General features: G+C 32.9%; 20 protein-coding genes. 3 read left to right on the top strand and 17 right to left on the bottom strand.

The features are described from left to right. Nucleotides 1–43: 43 nt before the first annotated feature. From QF044_RS15100 to QF044_RS15065, 8 genes are all read right to left on the bottom strand, one after another. Nucleotides 44–790 carry a hypothetical protein gene (locus QF044_RS15100; protein ID WP_307268963.1) on the bottom strand — a complete coding sequence of 249 codons (747 nt, stop codon included), beginning with the start codon at nt 788–790 and terminating at the stop codon, nt 44–46. Nucleotides 791–1,013: 223 nt separating this feature from the next. After that, nucleotides 1,014–1,505, bottom strand: coding sequence for a tetratricopeptide repeat protein (locus QF044_RS15095; protein WP_307268961.1), 492 nt, complete (start codon nt 1,503–1,505; stop codon nt 1,014–1,016). A 20-nt stretch (nt 1,506–1,525) separates the two neighbouring features. After that, the gene (gene arr / locus QF044_RS15090) at nt 1,526–1,942 is read right to left on the bottom strand and encodes an NAD(+)--rifampin ADP-ribosyltransferase (protein ID WP_307268958.1); all 417 of its coding nucleotides are present in this window, start codon (nt 1,940–1,942) and stop codon (nt 1,526–1,528) included. A gap of 45 nt (nt 1,943–1,987) precedes the next feature. Beyond that, nucleotides 1,988–2,506, bottom strand: coding sequence for a DinB family protein (locus QF044_RS15085; protein ID WP_307268955.1), 519 nt, complete (start codon nt 2,504–2,506; stop codon nt 1,988–1,990). A gap of 139 nt (nt 2,507–2,645) precedes the next feature. Continuing rightward, nucleotides 2,646–3,314 (bottom strand): hypothetical protein, encoded by a 669-nt coding sequence (locus QF044_RS15080; protein ID WP_307268953.1) that lies wholly within the window; start codon nt 3,312–3,314, stop codon nt 2,646–2,648. A 9-nt stretch (nt 3,315–3,323) separates the two neighbouring features. Next, on the bottom strand, nt 3,324–3,983 hold the full coding sequence (locus tag QF044_RS15075; RefSeq protein ID WP_307268950.1) for a DUF2461 domain-containing protein: 660 nt from the start codon (nt 3,981–3,983) through the stop codon (nt 3,324–3,326). A 68-nt stretch (nt 3,984–4,051) separates the two neighbouring features. Continuing rightward, a complete protein-coding gene (locus QF044_RS15070) occupies nt 4,052–4,642 on the bottom strand; it encodes a hypothetical protein (protein WP_307268947.1) in 591 nt (196 codons plus the stop codon). 139 nt (nt 4,643–4,781) lie between these two features. Then, nucleotides 4,782–5,141, bottom strand: coding sequence for a helix-turn-helix domain-containing protein (locus QF044_RS15065; RefSeq protein WP_307268944.1), 360 nt, complete (start codon nt 5,139–5,141; stop codon nt 4,782–4,784). A 112-nt stretch (nt 5,142–5,253) separates the two neighbouring features. Here QF044_RS15065 and QF044_RS15060 point away from each other — a divergent pair, with 112 nt between their 5' ends. After that, nucleotides 5,254–6,399: an MFS transporter gene (locus QF044_RS15060; RefSeq protein ID WP_307268942.1), complete on the top strand. Its 1,146-nt coding sequence runs from the start codon at nt 5,254–5,256 to the stop codon at nt 6,397–6,399. A 196-nt stretch (nt 6,400–6,595) separates the two neighbouring features. On the opposite strand, the gene QF044_RS15055 is transcribed toward QF044_RS15060, so the two are convergent. From QF044_RS15055 to QF044_RS15040, 4 genes are all read right to left on the bottom strand, one after another. Beyond that, nucleotides 6,596–7,687, bottom strand: coding sequence for a T9SS C-terminal target domain-containing protein (locus QF044_RS15055; protein WP_307268940.1), 1,092 nt, complete (start codon nt 7,685–7,687; stop codon nt 6,596–6,598). A 289-nt stretch (nt 7,688–7,976) separates the two neighbouring features. Then, entirely contained in the window at nt 7,977–8,546 is a 570-nt protein-coding gene (locus QF044_RS15050) for a hypothetical protein (protein ID WP_307268937.1), read from the bottom strand. 254 nt (nt 8,547–8,800) lie between these two features. Further along, on the bottom strand, nt 8,801–9,463 hold the full coding sequence (locus QF044_RS15045) for a hypothetical protein (protein ID WP_307268935.1): 663 nt from the start codon (nt 9,461–9,463) through the stop codon (nt 8,801–8,803). A gap of 121 nt (nt 9,464–9,584) precedes the next feature. Continuing rightward, on the bottom strand, nt 9,585–10,283 hold the full coding sequence (locus QF044_RS15040) for a hypothetical protein (protein ID WP_307268933.1): 699 nt from the start codon (nt 10,281–10,283) through the stop codon (nt 9,585–9,587). Between the two features lie 347 nt (nt 10,284–10,630). On the opposite strand from QF044_RS15040, the gene QF044_RS15035 reads away from it, so the two are divergent. Next, a complete protein-coding gene (locus QF044_RS15035) occupies nt 10,631–10,939 on the top strand; it encodes a helix-turn-helix domain-containing protein (protein WP_307268931.1) in 309 nt (102 codons plus the stop codon). Between the two features lie 64 nt (nt 10,940–11,003). On the opposite strand, the gene QF044_RS15030 is transcribed toward QF044_RS15035, so the two are convergent. From QF044_RS15030 to QF044_RS15010, 5 genes are all read right to left on the bottom strand, one after another. Continuing rightward, nucleotides 11,004–12,758, bottom strand: coding sequence for an ATP-dependent endonuclease (locus QF044_RS15030; RefSeq protein ID WP_307268929.1), 1,755 nt, complete (start codon nt 12,756–12,758; stop codon nt 11,004–11,006). 220 nt (nt 12,759–12,978) lie between these two features. Then, nucleotides 12,979–13,515, bottom strand: coding sequence for a hypothetical protein (locus QF044_RS15025; protein WP_307268926.1), 537 nt, complete (start codon nt 13,513–13,515; stop codon nt 12,979–12,981). Between the two features lie 383 nt (nt 13,516–13,898). Next, a complete protein-coding gene (locus tag QF044_RS15020; RefSeq protein ID WP_307268924.1) occupies nt 13,899–14,495 on the bottom strand; it encodes a DUF1496 domain-containing protein in 597 nt (198 codons plus the stop codon). A gap of 321 nt (nt 14,496–14,816) precedes the next feature. After that, nucleotides 14,817–15,635 (bottom strand): DUF5694 domain-containing protein, encoded by an 819-nt coding sequence (locus tag QF044_RS15015; protein WP_307268921.1) that lies wholly within the window; start codon nt 15,633–15,635, stop codon nt 14,817–14,819. 237 nt (nt 15,636–15,872) lie between these two features. Continuing rightward, complete coding sequence (locus tag QF044_RS15010) at nt 15,873–16,325, bottom strand: hypothetical protein (RefSeq protein ID WP_307268917.1); 453 nt, start codon at nt 16,323–16,325, stop codon at nt 15,873–15,875. 573 nt (nt 16,326–16,898) lie between these two features. Between QF044_RS15010 and QF044_RS15005 the strand changes: the two genes are divergently transcribed. Then, nucleotides 16,899–17,186, top strand: coding sequence for a helix-turn-helix domain-containing protein (locus QF044_RS15005; protein ID WP_288447427.1), 288 nt, complete (start codon nt 16,899–16,901; stop codon nt 17,184–17,186). Nucleotides 17,187–17,362 lie beyond the last annotated feature (176 nt).

Genomic DNA, 17,362 nt, shown 5'->3' with positions numbered 1-17,362 from the left:
TTTTTAATGTTTTTTGTACGTTTATCAATATTTAAATAAAATATTATTTGAAACTTACCCGTTCCTCATGATTACCCTTGATTTTGCTGCTGCTCCCTTTTAAAAGCTGAGGATTAACCGTTCCTGTTTTCTCTGCTGTGAATTCAAAACTCATCATGGAAAGAAGCTCTCCCGGCTTAGAAAATTTTTCTTTTTTAAGGGTGTAATTTCCGGACGGACTAATCTTCAGGGTGTCCTCAGCCTGTTCTATAAAAGTCTCTATGTTGCTTTCTTCTTTAGTCTTTACTTTAACACTTTTAGAAAAATACAGGACATTGACATCATGAAGATCAGACCATCGGATCGAATAATCCTGGTTTAGCGGTGCTTCTTTACTATAAATAATATTCGTTGAACTGCTTGTTTTCAGGGAGGGAATACTGGCTAAAAAGAACTTTTTCCCATTGGACAGTTGAATGTGAAGTTCGTAGCTGTTATTTTGAGGCGGAATGTCCTCAGCCCGGTAATCGTAATTTTTGGAATAATACAGCTGCTGCATGATTTTGTATTCTGCTTTTTCTCCGTTGACAGTTATTTTCACAGAATCGTTGCCAAATTCTTTTCCTTTTTTATCATATAAAATTACGGAAATGCTGTTGTCATTTTCATCCGTTAAACTCTGGTAGATTTCAATTTCAGCTTTTACATCTGAAATATCTGTAATTTTGGATGCAGATATGGGTTTTGAGCAGGCGGTAAATAGAAAACAGCTGCAGAAAAACAGGATCAAGAGTTTTATCATATTGCCCATTGCTTGTCTTTTTAGATCCCGGAAGATTTTCCGGTAGGTTAAATTACAAAATGTTTTTTTTAACTCGTTGGAAAGTATCAATTTGCTCTGTTACCTTATGGAATCGATAAGAGATTTAATGGATGACTTCTTTTGATTGATGATCATCAGCTGGCTTTTATCCTCCAGAAGGATTGATAATCTTTCTGATTTCAAGGGTTGAGTTTTTATGAAATCAATCTATTTACTGAATTAGTTCCTTTGAATAATTGTAAACGGACTTATTATATCTCGGTAAATGTGCGGAAAGTGATCCAAGCACCAATGATAATGCTTCTTTGTCCTTATTGATAGAAGAAAGTGAAAGTGCCAAAAAAGCATTTATCGCATCATCCAGCTCGTCGGAATAATTTTCTCTTTCCTCTCTTAATATTTGTATGCTTTCTTCAAATTTTCCATTGTTTCGCAATGTGCTGGCCAACTGAATTCTGGCTCTCCTTCTCCGCAATCCGGTAAGACCCAATTGTAAGGCAGATCTGTAAAGCGGTTCTGCATTTTTTTCAAAACCTGTTGAATCATAGGCGCAGGCCCGTTCAAAATCTGCAATGGCATTGGGTTGGGTAGAGATCTGGTAGGTATGTATTTTTATTTTGTCAATAAAGTCATCATTCGGGATTTCTCCCAGCTGATCCCAGATCATTTTTAATTCTTTTTCCCAAAGTTCAAAATCCGTCATCTTATTAATTGGGGTTTTTATTAGTCTTCAATGGCTTCAATACCTTGCTGCTTGAGCTTTTCAAGGTGATCTCTCATTGTTCTAAGCTGTTCCGGTGAATGTCCCTGCCATTCTTTAACTTCTCCTGTCACCTTGAAAGGGTGTTGGGAGCGGTAAGATTTAGTGGGATTGCCGGGAAATTTCTTGTCTGTTAAATTGGGGTCGTCTTCAATAGGACCTGTCGGTTCCACAATATAAATTCGTTCTTTTCCATCTCCGAAAGCAAGCTCAGCACCCCATGTTGCTGCTTCCAAAGTGGCAGAAAGATAAATGTATTTTGCTTTTTTCTTGATGCCGTAATTTGAGGTGAACCCAACTTCGATGAGGTCTCCGGGTTTAAGATCGGCTTTGGTGCCGTGATAGTAGATTATTTTTTTATCAGAAGTATTTGAATCCATTGTTCCGGTATTTATAATTTAACAATACAGATATTGGGCTGTTCGCTATGCTTCGGCTGTTGTCTCTGAATTTTTATAGACATTCCAGAAGTTATAATCTGTCATTGGAGCATCTGTTATTCCAACATTCCGCCCCATGGTTACGATCTGTCCTCTGTGGTATGTTCCATGGACGATCACATGCTGAATGTACTCGTATTTTGAAAAGTCACACTGGAACCATTGGGATTCAATTTTTACGTTTTTTGCCAGGTCTTCTTCCGATAAGATTTCCACGTACTCCATTAGTTTCTGAGAATTGTTCTTTATACCGGAAAAAATCTCTTCTTTAGTCACTGCAGCAGAAATGGCAGCAAAATCGAAATCGTCATTTTCCGCAATATAAGCCCACCAGTACTGTTGGGTCTGCCAGATGTGATGCAAAGTTGATAAGATTGTCGGAAAGCTTGAAATAACTTCCTGATTAAGTTGTTCATCAGACTTTGTAGAAAGCCAGTCTATATATTTATTGACTACCCAATTGTTGTACTGAACACTGTGTGTGATTAATGTTTTTAAGCTCATGATGATTAATATTTTAATGATTTTTGGTGGATATAAAAATAAGTAAAATATTAACTGGATTTTATAAAGACAAAAATATCTCTATGTGTGATCTTTTTAATTATTTGAATGTAAGTGCAGCGTAAGCACATATTGGCAGTTAAGGATGTTTTGTAATATTAAATTTAATTACTTCCACCTTCCAGTTGGAATTTTTTGATTCTTTGTATCTTAAGTGGATTGATAATATATTGTTTTTAATTCCGAAATCTTCAAATAGATATTCAGGATGGAACTCATTTGTATTTTCTAATGTATTTTTAATTTTTTCATGGGGGATTTTGATGCTGTAAGATTTGTTATTGTTAAGATTGGTATATAATAATTCACTGTTTGTTTTTAAGGTTATTGTATAAGGCTGAGCTTCGGAATTATTAATAGAAATAACAGTTCCGAGTTCTGATATCTTTTCTCCGGTGTTTTTGTTATAAAGAATATATTTTGCAGGTTCGCAGCATCCGGAAATAACAGAATTTTCAATGAGAAAAGAATTTTTATACTCTGTCCAGTTTCTATAACCTAATCTTCCTGTCAGCTCAATAAGGTTTTTTTCAAGTTTAAATATTTTCTTTTTTACATTTCCCTTTTGAAAAGTGATCCAAGATGAATTACAGTCATATTCCCAATATATTTTCGCGTTATTTTTGAATCGGGAAGGTTCACAAAAAATGACTTTCTTTAAATTAGGATTTTCTGAACAGCTACATTTTTGACTGAAGGCCCAATTGATTGAAAAAAATACAGCAACTATTGTTAATAGGTTTTTCATAACTATTTTTTAAAATAGGAACTCTCCATTTAAGTCCGTCGTCAGCACTTCACTCATGTAATCAAAGAAAGGACGCATGGCCAGTAAGGTTTGAAGAGCTTCTTTCTGAAAGCTGTCTGACAGAACTTCTTTATCTGTAAATTTTCGCATCACAACATATTGCTTTTTCCTGATCAGATCTATGGCAGGATGATTTTTATCAAAGCCTCTGGGAGCTGTTTTTACAGCATCTCCTTTGATTTCACCGAAATACTTCGTAAATATCTCGTTAGACATAATCTTTTCAATTTCTGTGGTATTGAGCTCGAATTCTTTACGGATACGGAGCAGGTCTTTTGCCTCAGGTCCCCAGAAACCACCACCTACAAAACTGTTACCAGGTTCCAGTTGAATATAATATCCACCTCTCAGCATTGGCTTTAAACGGGAATAGCCAGCCCCGAAATTAGTTTTGTATGGAGTGGGATCCTTGGAAAAGCGCACGTCTCTGTAAATCCTGAAAATATGGATTCCTTTTAAGTTGTCGTATTCCTGAAGTTGATTGTAAATTTGATTAAATAAGGTTTTGTTTTCCTTGATCACAATATCGTATTCCTGTTTATGCTGGGTAAACCATTCACGGGTATTATTTTCATTGAGTTGCTTAAGGAATTCAAAGGTTTTTTTCATCTGGATGGTTGTATGTAATGCAATACTAAATTAGTTTATATTTTTGAAATGCTATTTATAATCATTTTTTAAGCTTCCTTTTCAATGATAAAACCATGAGACCGCAGATAGTCATCAAGCTCAATATCAAAAGGAATTACAAAATTATTATCCAGATCAAACATGCCACTTTCGCCGTCTGAAGATTCTAAAAATCCCAGCATCTTAGACTGTGTTTGTTCTTTGGCATTTCTCCAGCAGTTCATTAAGAAATCAGTTTCCAGACCGAACTGGTTTTCCCAGTAATGAGCATAATCCAGATGATTATTTTGATCAAGATAAGCAGAATAATCAATATTATTTTCATTCAGCACCTTTTTACATAATTCCTGAACATCAATAGGAGAGTAGTCCTGAAATGAATGTTCTTTCAAATGGAGCTCTGCGACCTGAACAGTTTTATCCGGAGAATAATATTCATAATTAGGCAACACAATTAAGGAACTTAAAGGACTTGAAGCATTATAATATAAGCTGATTACCTCAATTTTTTTATCATCTTCTCTGAATTTATATTTTGAGCTTAAAACATCAACAAGGAATTGGGTGACTATGGTTTCTCTGGGAAGCAGAAAAGTGTTTTTAAAGGCTTCGTCTATTTTTTGTTCTATTTTCTTCATGGGCACTTTTTGTAGTGTAAAAGTAAAGAAACCGTTCTGAAAAATAAAGCGGTTGTATATTAAATTGCCTCGGTCACTAATCGTTACATGATTCCTGCATTCAGCCCGTCTAGCACAAAAACACTTGTTAGCGCCAGTTTTATTTCGTTTTTGGTGGGTATTCTATTCCAGCTTCTTTAATCAAGTCAAAACCATATTTCATAATTGTTTCAATGATAGGAATAGCTTTTTGTCCTTTTGGGGTCAAGCTGTATTCTACTTTTGGTGGAACAACAGGATAGACTACTCTTTTAACCAGTCCTTTACTTTCCAATTCACGCAATTGACTTGTAAGCATCTTATCTGTTATATGTGGTATATCTTTTTTTAGTTCAGTAAATCTTTGAACCCCTTCCTGAAGGCGCCAGAGAATAGGCATTTTCCAGGTGCCTCCAATGTGGCTTAATGCAAATTCTATTGGAGTATAATAAAGTCTTTTATCGTGAAAAAATTCAGGCATATCGTATTAATTAATTTAATGCTTTCCAAAATGATAGTATAGAACTTAAATGTAAGTATGGCCTGCAATGCAAGCGCATTTTGCAAATTTGCAAAAAATAAATTAAGTTTTTATGAAGTTTGATAAAACGCTTTTTGTGTTGGCATTGGGGGTATTCGGAATTACAACAACCGAATTTGGTGTAATAGGAATTTTGCCTGAACTGGCTTCGGTATTTAATGTAAGCATAGATAAAGCGGGTTGGCTGCTTAGTGCTTTTGCAATCATTGTGGCAGTTTTTGGTCCATTAATGGTTTGGTTATTATCATCTTACGACAGGAAAAAATTATTGATACTTTCGTTGGTCATTTTTGCAGTAAGTAATGTTTTGTCTTCTTTGGCAACTAATTTTACTTTTCTTTTGATTGTACGAATGTTACCCGCCTTTTTTCATCCTGTTTATTGGTCAATAGCCTTAGCAGTGGCAGTTGAAAATACCGCACCAAATCAATCGTCAAAAGCTGTTAGTACTATATTTTCAGGCTTAACTATTGCTACTGTTTTAGGTGTTCCATTGGCAACTCTGCTGGTTGATGTATTGAATTGGCAATCCTCTTTTTTGCTGTCTGCACTTTTAAATATTATTTCATTGATTGGGTTAATAGGGTTGCTGCCACCCATAAAAGCATCGGATAAGAAAGAAGAATACTCAAAAAAAACCATTTTGAGAAAACCGATTTTGTGGCTAAATATTTTGCTGGCTTTCTGCATCATTACAGCAATGTATTCTACGTATGGTTATATGGCTGATTTCCTGAAATCTGTTTCCAGAATGAATGGAAAGGAAGTAAGTATAATGCTTTTCTTTTTTGGAATTACAGGTATTATCGGCAATCGCATGGTGGGGAAATATATGAGCAGTAAACCGTTTGAAACCACATTTATTTTTCTTGTTGCATTAATTGGGGTTCATTTTTTATTGCTTGTTTTTGGAAGTTATTTTGTGCCAATAATTGTGATTGTTGGGATATGGGGATTGATACATACCGGAGGTTTTTTAATTAGTAATGTAAGTGTAGCTTCTTCTGTTCCCGAAGCTCAAGAGTTTGTCAATAGCATTTTTACCTCTTGTGGAAATCTTGCGGTAACAGCCGGTGCAACGATTGGAGGATTTTGGATTGTCCATTTTGGTATTCAACAAATAGTTTGGTCAAGTATTTTGCTTTTAGGTTTGTCCCTGGTTATTCTTCTCGTCAAGAAAGTACTTAGGTGGAAGTAGGGTCTGTAAGATTCTTCAATCTTCAAAATTTTGGAGTAGAGTTTTCTTCTCCGGGACGGGATTTGTAATTCCATTCCTGGCCTACACGGTATTTATCAGCCTCCGAATTATCTTTGCAATGGCTTAGGAATAGAGTGGCAATTATTAAAACGAGAGAACGAATTATAGAATTGATATTCATGTCTGAAGCTTATTATTATCTTATAATTCTAACCTGTTGTAAAATTCCTTTCTCATTTTTATAACTGAAAATATAAGTTCCGGTTCGTACTTTCGATAAATCTATATTTTTATTATAATAGGCAAACCCTTTGCTGATTGGTTTTCCATCCATTGAGAAAACGGTGTATTCAAATTGATTGCTGTTATTTTTATTGCTGATGACAAAACCGTCTCTGGCTGCATTGGTATAGACCTTTGTTTTTAATACTTGATCTTCATTGGCTGTATTTGCAGAAAGTACAGTCTCGCTAATATCTGCCACTTGTATGCTTTTAATCGCTGAGCTGGTGAGAGACGTTGTACTTCCACCGATGATGTATAATTTATTGTTGTATACTTCCGCTGCAGCGTGTCTTCTGGGAATCATATTGGATGATAACTGATGTAATTTGTTGGTGGTAGTATCAAAATAGGCCAGAAAAGTCTGATTATTAAAACCACCTACAATGAAAATCTTATTACCGGATACAGCCAATGCATGTCCGGATATACCAGAAGGCATGATATACTGATCAATCCAAAGATTAGTTTTGAGGTCATAGACATTGATCAGACGGGATGGGGTCCCGTTAAAACCACCAATAACATAAAGCTTATCATTAACAATTTTGCCTTTTGTTTCTCTGGCTGTGGGCATGTCCGGTAATGGATTCCAGGTATTTGAAGCAATATCATAATATTGGAATTTATTAGAAAATTTAGTGGTTGCCGCTCCATTGAGTCCACTGCCACCAAACACATATATTTTGCCATTATAGATTGCAGAACCTGAATTTCCTGTATAGGAATGATTCACAGCCCCCTTCGTTATTGTATTGGTTTCAAGGTCTACAATTTCAAGATGGCTGTTTCCCCAACCGTTAAAAATGTAAATTTTATTATTGTAAGTCTCGGAATTAGCAAATCTTTTGGGAAGTAGAGTAGAATTGAGAACACTCCAGCTGTTATTGGTAATACTATATTTCTCAACATATCTTGCATCACTTGCTTTTTCCTGATACCCATTGCTCACATAGATATTATCATTCACGATTACACTGGCTGTGGCACCTCTGCCTACCGACATATTGACGAGATTTTTAAATTGAAGTGCTTGTGAATGAGCTGATAATGAGCTCAACAATGAAAGGAGCAATAATTTTATTTTCAATGGTATTAAGATTTAGTATTTGGTTTCCTTAATTTTCTGTTCAAAATTCGGGATTCTTTTAGCACCGAATATCAATAGAACATCGAAGTTCAAATATAGGAAAAAAGTGTAAGCGAATTTTTTGGCTCACTTTTTCAATGCTCCAAACATAAAGATCTTTTTGCGGAAAACTTTGTTCTTCAAGGTCTCGTTCAGTACAGTCTCTTTAATCGCAGTAAAGTGCTAAACGTATTTGATCGAATCCACCTTTTCCTTTAAAACGAAATAAATAGGCATTCAAATTTTTACTTTGCCATTTAATATCATCCCTTCCTGTTTCTTCTTTGGATTTTTCTAAATCTTCATATACTTCCAGGTATGGTTCCCCAAGCTTTTCAGTTATATATTTTTTGATTTCATAAAATTTTTCGTCAAACAAACTATGAGCCACTTCATTTTTTCCATTTTCATTCCATTCATACAACTTGAATTTGGTTTGGTCATCTTTTGTGAAAAAATAATCTACTTTAAGAATGAAGTTATTCTCATTTCTTTGATAAGATTTAGGAATTTCAAATATATGCTTTTCAAAAGTTGGATAAATACCTTCTCCAATTCCCCAAAAATATCCAAGCGTTATATCTTTTGATTTTTTATCTATTTCTTCTTTTTTTATTTCAGTGAACTTTTTAAGGGAAAGATCAATTTCATCTTGTACAGGAACATTGCTATATTTATTTACTGAACAACTGTAAGATATTAGTAAGATAAAGACATAGAGAATTCTGGATTTCATTATTATGTTTTTTTTAAGTGATTTTGCAGCTGGTGTTTAGTATAACAATACAGTTTTTATTTTTCAAATAAAACCATTGCTATCGCTCGAATCCTTTTGTGTGGTTATAGTATTATAAATTAGACATTCTAATAATTTAAAAGCGAAAGCCGATACATAGTGCGGTAACGAGGCGATAAAATGGCGGAGGTTGCCCAATCTGAGCAAATATAACATCTTCTTGCATTTTTAACAATACATGTTATCCGCAGTATTTATTTTTCTATAGCTTTTAAAGGTTGATACTTTTCAATTTTTTTTAAATCAATTTTCTTTTCTGGAATTAGTTTATATGCCTTAAATTCCAAACCTTTATTATTTTGCTTAAAATAATTAATTTCAATATAACTTGAGTCTATAGATATTTGTGAATTTTCTTCATTAAAAACTAATGAATCATTTTCTTTCTTAAAAATTAAATTTCCATTCTTTTCGTAGAAATCGATGAATTTAAATTCAGATAAACCAAATGTCGAATGTAAGGTGTAAACTAAATTTTTAATAATGATTCCTTTGTAATTTTGAATTTCCGTTCGAATGGGTTGTTTTTGCAATGAGCGGTCAATATCGGATATTGTTTTGATCGTTAAACTATCATTGTTCCACTTTATTTGAAAGGGGTTAGAATTCGGAACTCTAAAGAAATCAGAATTATAGAAATCAGGCTTTTCTTTATATTTAACAATTTGTAAGGCATTTACAGATGAACCAAACGCCATTCCGCTTTCAATAGTGTATAAATAAACATCGTATTTCTTATTTGTTGAAGATAATTTTTGAATATCCGAAATTTGATCTTTATCATATTTAGAGCAACTACTAAATAAAAAAATAAATATTAGAAAACAGAAAATTCTTTTATTGGACAACTTTTTCATAGCATTTCTTCCAGCTGTTTCAACTTGACGATGTGCCGTAAATCGAAATCAAAACTTTAGGGTAAAATACAAATTTTAACCGAAGTAGAAAAATATGTTAGCCCTTGATGCAAAAGCTTAGTTATACATAATTTTCACCAAGTTTATTTTTTCCTCTCCTTTCAAGAATCAGATGCGCTGCATCCAGCATTTTAGTCAGATGGATGTAAGGACTCACTATATTCCTTTCCGGCAGGTTGTCATGAACTCCGAGTGAGAAATAGACCATCCCGGACATAAAATAATCAAATTCCTTGATGCTGTATTCTCTGAATGCTTTTTTAAAGACCAACAAAGGGTTTTGGTATTCCTTCTCCGAAAGCAAGCCAAGAACCAACGGAGAGACCTCTTCCAACTGGATATTAACGGCCCATTTCTTTTCCTTCAGCGTGATAAGATAACCTGCACGGACGAACGACTGCATCGACTGGCGAAAGTGAAAGATAACGGACGGATCTTCTTTGATCCGGCTATTTCTTTTTACCGCATAATTCATAATGCTGTTTAATTTCTTTTTAGAGGCAGCCAGGTCATTGAGCTGAAAAAAGGCTTCCATCATCTGTACTGCAGAGTATTTCTTACCAACTACCGAAAATGGGCATTGGATGTCTGTTCTGGTTTTTTTCATGTTTTCTGTTGTGTCATTTTTTACTGGCTGTAAAGGAGGAAGCCCGGCCAATGCCTGAACTTCCTGCCCATACCAACCAAGGGTAATAGGATAGAAATTGTATTTTTCTAAAAGCCCTAAAGCCGCAATGGATTGTACACCCCATTGTAACATGTCATGATACTGTGTGATAAAGCAGGCTTAGAAAAAAGATGATTGTAGAAAAGCAGAACAGCATGAAATAAAACGGCATGGAACTCTACAATATCCGATCTGAGGTACTGGTATACCTTACATGCAGATAAGAGAGCCCACGCCTAGGTCGTGAGCTTCTAGCTTATCGTCTCGCATGTTTAAAAATTACCAGTTTTCAGATCGAGATTCTAAGCAATAGCTTCTAATATTCGTTGAAGTATCGCAAAGCTACATTTCTTGTAGCTTATTTTACAAATATAATAAAAAAAACAATATAACACATATATGTGTTGATGAAAAACTTTAGAAAGTCTAAAATTTACTTTATGTATAAATGGGACATTGAAGAATTAAAATTTCAAATTGGAAAGCTTATTCAATTACATAGGCTAAAGAAAAATCTTTCACAGTTCCAACTTGGAAATGAACTTAATCTATCAAGTAATCATGTTGGTAGAATTGAACGGGCTGAAACCAATCCAACAATAGAAAACCTTGTTAAATTCTGTAATTTTTTTGAAATTGATATGTTATTTTTATTCAAGAAGCTAACTGACAAAGAATTAAAAAATATTGAAAGTGAGATTGAATATCTACAAAAGATATTTAAAAATAAAAATAAAACAAAATCTTAATGAGAGTTTGTTTTTTTGGATTATTTTATTGATTCAAAGTCGGGATATTCTGGGTTCTGAAATATCAAAGATTTTCTAATTTTTCTTTTAATGCATTAACATATTGAGAATATGAATCAGTAAGATATGTTTTGCGAATTTTTTCAGCCAAGCTTACTTTTAACTTTTGCTTAAGCTCTTTATCCTTATTTACTGCCTTTTCTATATTGAAAATAGCATTCTTATTTTTATCATATGGAACTTCATAACCACTTTTAGAAATTTGGGTTTCTAAATAATTTGGGGTATAAAAATCTTCAAGAGTTGCTATATTTTTATCAATATCTCCGTATGCTAACCAAGCATCTTTAAACTGAGGATAGTTTTTTTGATATTCGATTTTCTTTTTATTAGACGTTTCGTCAGAGTCAGCAACAATTATTAATTTTTTATTTGCAAGAATTAAGATTTGTGTTAAAGTTTCAACACCTGATATTCCACTAAGATATACTTTGCCAAATGGCTCGAATTCTTTTTCCAGTTTATGAAATTCTACATACGAATCAAAAATTAATTTATCTAAATATCCTTCGAAAATAATATTTTTTTCTTGTAAGCTCTCAAAGATGCTTGTTCCAATTGCTCTTCTCAGTAATTCATCAGTGGCGAAAGGTGATTTAATTTCATCCTTATTAATGAAAGTAATATCATCTTTTTTTTCAATAATTAAATGTCTGTCAATACAATTTGAGTCTATCATGTATTGAGAATGAGTAGAATAGATGATTTTTGCTTTTTTACTGATGTCAATAAGCTCATCCCTCAAATATTGTGCACTACTTGGATATAGACTTTGATCAGGTTCATCCATTAATATAATATCGTTCTCTTGGATCTTATTAGTCCTTGCTTCGGTTGAAAGCATTAATAAGATACTAATAAATTTTTTGAAACCATCGCTTCTATCTTCAAAATTATATTTTGCTTTATCAACAACTTTTATTAATATTTCGTCACCGTTGGTAAGTAATTGTATTGAAGTTCCACGAAAATCTTTCCATATTTTTTGAAAAGTTGATGTTACTTTCTTTGAAATCTGTTCCAATAAATTTGAGTAATCACCATCCTCTGAATATGCATTATTAAATTCTTCTTCAATATCATCTCTTCCACATAATGAAAAAATATTCTCTAAGGCTTTATTTTGTGAAGGTGAATTAATAAACTCTTGAATGTTTACACTGTTTGGTAAAAGGTAATTGTCTTTATACTGCCAGTAATGACATTTTATTGGATTTTTTTCATAGTAAATTTGTATTAATGTAAATAGCTCATTTTCAATATTAAATTTTACGCCTGTGGCGGATGGAGTAATAGTATTATTTGTATTTAAATATAATTCTTTCTCAAGTGCAACATCATTTTTAGGATAGGAATATCTTTTAAAAATTGGCTTTTTATTATCAGCTATATCTAATTTTATTAAAACCTTACTAAAAACTTTCTGAAGGTATTCTACTAAGGAAATTTTAGTTTTAAATATAATTGATTCTATTCCTGTGAATTTTTTTTTGAATTCTTCTAAAATTTTTTTAAAATCATTATCATTTAATGAAAAAATTGCTCGAATTGAATATTCTTCGATTTTTTCATTTTCTACTCTTTTTCTTTTGTCTTTATTAGAAACTATATACTCTCCAAAGACTGCAGCAATGGCTTTTAAAATATTACTTTTTCCAGCTTCGTTTTTTCCAAGAAGTATAATACAATTATGGTTGAAAATTATATTTTCATCTTTAATAGATCTAAAGTTTTTGATTTGAATCTCTTTAAGTATCATGTTTTTAGTTTATAGTTAATACAAACATAATATAAATTATTTTTATTAAGCTTTAAATGTTTCCATAATAAAACTTTTAAATCTAAATATTAAAAATAATATTTCCTTACGGAAAACCATAATCCAAACAAAAAACCGCCCTATATAATAGAGCGGTTAGTATATTAAATTGTCTTATTGATAGAAAAAGCAGTAAGCAAAAAGTTTTTTGTTTTTAGAATTAAAACTTTTCATCAGCACCTTTTTTGGTTGAATTGTATTCAACTAATGTTTTAAATGCTTTTTCTAATCTTTCAACTAAAGCTTGGTCTGTACCAAAGTTAAAAGGTGATCTATACTTATTATAGTTAGGCCCACTTATAGAAATATAGTTGTAATAATTTCCTTCGCCTGCCCTGTCATAATCACAGTGAGCAAAAAGTTGATTATTTCCCGAAACAAAAAAATCAGAGTATTCATTCTTCATTCCAGTAACCTTATTCATGTCATAGCTATATTCACAAAATTTATTAATTCCATAGTTGCTTCTATAAACAAAAACCCCGTCTTTATAAGAAACAAAAGTTCGGTCATTATATGTGGCTAAATTTTCTTTCATTTTTCCTGCAATCCAATCCATGGTTTCTTGTTTGGTCGGTTTGGCAGTTTTGTTTTCAGTGGCTGGTTTTGTAGATTTTACAGTTTTTTTTTGAGCGTTCACATTCATACTTGCAACTGTTACTAATAATACAATTGCTAACTTTAATTGTCTGGTCATTGTTTTTTTATTTAAATTAATGGTTATTGCTGTTTTAAGGTGTCTATTCTGTTTATTTGGTTGTGTTGATTTTTTAATTAAGTTGATATATAGAGTAATATTTTTGCAAGCGATCTTTTGTTATGGTAATTATTGTTCTTTCAAACCTTCTGTTGATTTAGCTTCTTTCACAAATGTTAAATGTATGAGTTGATGGAAGTGGAAATATTCTCTCATCGATAATTTGTATTTTTTTAGATCATAGTACTCATCAAATATAATAAAAACCGCCCTATTAAAATAGAGCGATTAATATATTAAATGGTCTCAGCGACATGCTGTTACATTACTCCTGGTATTCTATCTCCCATTGGTATAGGCAATACCTTGCTGGTGGCCGTTTTTTATGCTTGATTTTCTATTTTTGCTACATAATGTCCACTGCAACTGTCAATAATATTTGGATTAGAGATAATTTGAATTCTATAAAAAAATCCGGATATTGTGTTGCCCGAACAAACTCCTGCTAATGTTTGCGACCATTTACCATAAAGTTTATCATCACTCCAATAGATATCGTCATAAAATGAATAATTTGTATAATTCATTCTTTCACCATTCATTTCTGTTGGGATATTTGGAATTTGCATAATTTCTTCAGTCATTTCTCTTGTAGGAATTTGAAGTGTTTCTATTAACTTTTCTGTCTTTTGAATGTCATTGCAAATGATTTCAAATTCTTGAATTGCAAGTATTTGCGCTTCGGTGTCATTTGTTGAAACTACTGTAAAGTTTCTTGAATTGTCATTAGAGAACTCACATAAATAGGTGTATCTGAATGTCTTATCTTCTTCTATTAGTTGTTTAGAAACTAATTTAACTTTATCAGATTTTTTCAATCGATGGAGTCTCCAAGATCCATCAAAGCATTGATAATAATGTCCGTCATCAAATTTAATAATAGACCCTTCGCTGTAATTTTCATTTTTGTAAGTACACATTTTTTATAATTTCTTTTCGCCTACTTTGTAATACGGTGTTCAGCTAGTCCGCTATTTTATGATATCAAAGATGTAAAATAAACCGTCGTCTATCAATTACCCTTTTGTGTAATTTTTATGGGAATTCAAAAAACAAAAAAACCGCTCTATTTTTATAGAGCGGTTAGTATATTAAATTGCCTCGGTCGCTGACCGTTACATCATTCCAGGCATTCTGCTCCCACTGGCATAGCAGGTTCCGCACTCTTAATTTTAGTGATTAAGCACTCTGTAGTAAGAAGCATTACTTTTTGTCTGGTAACTTTAGCGGTTTGGGGCATTTTATTTTAGTACGCTATTTACTTCAACCACTTCAAAGTCGTCATTATTTTGCAACAGGTGTTTTAATATAGGAATATGCCCCTGTCCAAATATGAGGATAACGTATTTGTCATTGTCATTGATTTGAGTAATGATATTAGAGTAAATCGCTAAATTCCTCAAATACCAATCAGAAACTGATTCCGCACCAATATAATTCTCTCCAGCACCAATTTTTGCAATATATTTTAAGTACAATGATAAATTTTTCTGCAAAAGTTCTTTTGTGTTGATATATTTTAGGACTTCGGTTATTGAATTTCGTTTTACTACATTATCAAATTCAAGTTTTAAGTTGTTCGCAGTAGTCCCTAATTCCTTTAACAGATATAACTGATTTTTTTCTTTAGCAGTGACAGAAACCAAACTGTCATGCTTCATTCCATAAAAGATATCTACAGAATTGATATGTTTTAAATTTAATTTTTTAGCTAATCTAAAACCAATTTGCTCTCGTTCAGAAACGGTTAATGTATACTTGTTTTGGGAATAGGCATTATACAGACTATCAATTTGCTTTTGTTGATTGAATGGTTTTTCTATCATCACTTTATCAGCATTTGTTCGTTTCAAAATTTCGGTCAGTTCTTCCAGTTCCTTCTGTCTTTTCGGAGCTAAAAAATCGTCAGTCTTTAATTCAAACGTATCTAAATGAGGGGTTTCGAAGTGAATGGTACCGATTAATAAGATTTTGGTTTTATGTTTGGTTACTTGTCCAAAAGTTGTGGTTACAAATAAAAGCGTAATTAAAAATGTAAAATTTTTTTTAATGAAATTCATTCTTTTAGTTTATTAGTTTATTTTTTGTTAAAGATAAAGCTTCTGGTGAGACATAAAGATGAATTCGCCACAAAATTCACAATTGAACTAAATCTCTGGTAACCTTTCTTGATTTGCTGTTTTATTAACTTCTGTTTATGATTATTCTGAACAAAAAAACCGCCCTAAAAATAGAGCGGTTAGTATATTAAATGGCCTCATCAATAATATGCCACATTATTCCCGGAGACTTCGTCTTTATTTTTTTCCTCTCCTTTCAAGAATAAGGTAGGCTGCATCCAGCATTTTGGTGAGGTGAATGTACGGGCTTATGATATTCCTTTCCGGCAGATTGTCATAGATTCCCAGTGAGAGATAGACCATCCCGGAAATAAAATAATCAAATTCCTTGATGCTGTACTCTTTGAATGCTTTTTTAAAGACCAACAGAGGATTTTGGTATTCCTTCTCCGAAAGCAAGCCAAGAACCGACGGGGAAACATCTTCAAACTGAATAGTTGCGGTTCTTTTCTTTTCCTGTAGCGCTATGAGGTAGCCTGCACGGATGAATGACCGCATAGCCTGCTGAAAATGAAGGATAACGGACGGATGTTCTTTTATCCAGCTGTTTCTTTTTACTGCATAACTTATAATGTCGTTTAGCAGCTCTTTGGATGCTGTCAGGTCATTGAGCTTAAAATATTTTTCCATTAGTTTTATGCCGCAAATGTTTCTTACGGCTTTTGACAAGCCGGGATTGAAAGTCTGTTCTGTTTTTTTTCATGAGTTTGATTTTTTTACTGTACGATTTTACTGGCCGTAAAGGAAGAAGCCCGCCTGAACTTCCTGCCATACAAGCCAATGAATATGATAGAATTTATGTTTTTCTAAAAGCCCTAAAGCCGCAATGGATTGTACACCCCATTGTACCGTATCATGATACTTTATGTTGTAAGCTGGCTTAGAAAAAGATAATTGTAGAAGAGCAGAACAGCATGAAAATAAAAACGGCATGAGACTCTACAATATCCGTCATAGAGGTACTGGTATACCGTGCAACAGATAAGAGAGCCCACGCCTAGGTCGTGAGCTTCATACTTATCATCTTGTTGCTTTAAAAATTACCAGTTTTCTATGACAAGACTCTAAGCAATAGCTTCTATATTTCTTTGAAGTATCGCAAAATTACTCTAATGAGTAATCTTTTCCAAATATAACAATATTTTTAATATACAGGACTATAGTCCTTAGTTTTTTATTTTGTTTTTGGCTCACTTTGCCATTATGCATGATTCTTTAGACGAAATAGAGCGATTTATAATTTCAAAAGTGAAAGAAATAAGGGAACAGCGAGGTATTAGCCAAACTTCACTTTCTTTAGCTATTGGTAAGAGTACAAGTTATATTTCAGATATTGAAGCGCATTCCAAAACAGCGAAATATAATATTAAAAGCTTAAACTTAATATCAAAAGCTTTGGGATGCTCTCCAAAAGATTTCTGGCCGGAACAGCCAATTTTGGAAGAGAAATACGAATTTGTAAAAGAGATAGAGATAAAGAAAAAATCCTAGCGAGAGCTGGGATTTTGTTTTTATTGACCTATCAGGTAACGGGAAAAGTATTTGCGAAGTATGGGATTTCGAGGAACTAAAGTTCAAGAAAGTTCAGACGTAGCCGGCGGATGAAAAAGTAGAGTAGTTCAACTTTTCCTTAAACCCCGCATTTTGCCAATACAATGTTATCTGCA

Origin of the sequence: Chryseobacterium sp. W4I1 (assembly GCF_030816115.1) — a bacterium.
In the GTDB taxonomy this organism is placed as follows: Bacteria; Bacteroidota; Bacteroidia; order Flavobacteriales; family Weeksellaceae; genus Chryseobacterium.
Note: the sequence above shows the minus strand (reverse complement) of the source record. Positions and strands in the feature narration are given on the sequence as shown.